We start from the raw sequence: 1,139 nt of genomic DNA on the forward strand, positions 1-1,139 counted from the left end.
CCATTTTGTCCCCACCCCGTCATTCGGCCGTAAACCAGCGATGAACACCGAGCATGACAGACTTCGGGGCCCAAACCGAGCCGTTCCATTACCCCAGGGCGCATACCCTCGATCAAAGCATCCGCATTCTCGACCAACTGCAAAACCGTTTCGACTGCGGCTGGCTTCTTGAGATCAAGGACGATAGAGCGCTTACCGCGGCTGCACACGGCCCACGGCCTTGGGGCTCCCACATCCGCGTCAGGCCGTTCAATGGAGATAACGTCAGCGCCAAGGTCGGCCAATAACATTCCGCAGAACGGCCCCGGCCCAAGGCCGGCAATCTCAATGATCTTTACTCCGCTTAAAACACCCATACAACCATCTCCGAATGCTTGAAATCTTAGCTCTTAGCTGCACCGTCCTATTGGCACCGAAGGATTCTCGCACTGCCCGCGAGACATCCTATAGTTCCAGCGGATTGATCCCGGCTGCGACTGCCGTCACAGCCTCGCAACCGAGATCAACCGTGGACTGTTCAGAACTCTTCAAAAGGCGGAGCGCTTAACGACAACACACGCCCTCGAAGCTGTGCGCAGCAGACGGTTTCTCTATTCGAGATCCTTGTAACGCTTCTGCGCCCTATCGAGCGCGACTCGCAGGCCTTCCTTTTTGATAGTTTCCATAAGCTCGGTGTATTCAGGCACCGTCTGATGGCCCGCAATCGCCACCAGCTCCAAATAATAGGCGGTCGCATTTTTCAAACCTTGCATTTCGTAAACGCGGTTCAAATACATCTTGTGGACGCGTTGAATATCCGGCGGAATCGCCGCCATCAGCCTAGCCTTCTTGAGTGTCGCCTCATGCAGTCTGAGTAAGTCGCATCACCGCATCGCCAGCGACCACCCCATGCCCTTCAAAGCGCACAATCAACGGATTTATCTCAGCTTCGATAAAGCGCTTTTCATTTATTGTAGCGAATTGGGCAAACTTCTGGATGGCATCGACCGCCGCCTCCATATCACCCTTTGGTCGGCCACGCCAACCGCAAAACATAGGAAACAGCCGAAGGCTTCGCAACGCACCGGCAATGGCGTCGCGAGAAGCCGGCAGGAGAATCGTGGCCGTGTCGCGAAGCAATTCGGCTTCTGTGCCACCAA

The 1,139-nt window shown here is 55.4% G+C and carries 3 protein-coding genes; all 3 read right to left on the reverse strand.

The features are described 5' to 3' along the window. The coding region (locus AC4FWB_RS34400; RefSeq protein WP_491030653.1) for a CoA transferase at positions 1 to 356 on the reverse strand (356 nt) is incomplete at its 3' end. 234 nt (positions 357 to 590) lie between these two features. Further along, positions 591 to 815, reverse strand: a complete 225-nt coding sequence (locus AC4FWB_RS34405; protein ID WP_491030655.1) for a hypothetical protein — start codon at positions 813 to 815, stop codon at positions 591 to 593. Between the two features lie 25 nt (positions 816 to 840). Further along, on the reverse strand, positions 841 to 1,139 hold a 299-nt coding region (locus AC4FWB_RS34410), incomplete at its 5' end, for an acetate--CoA ligase family protein (RefSeq protein ID WP_491030656.1).

Source organism: Mesorhizobium sp. LEGMi-168a (genome assembly GCF_058312955.1).

What these genes read in the sequence shown, in the direction of transcription:
- AC4FWB_RS34405 (WP_491030655.1), bottom strand. Translation starts at nt 815, where the DNA reads ATGGCGGCGATTCCGCCGGATATTCAACGCGTCCACAAGATGTATTTG.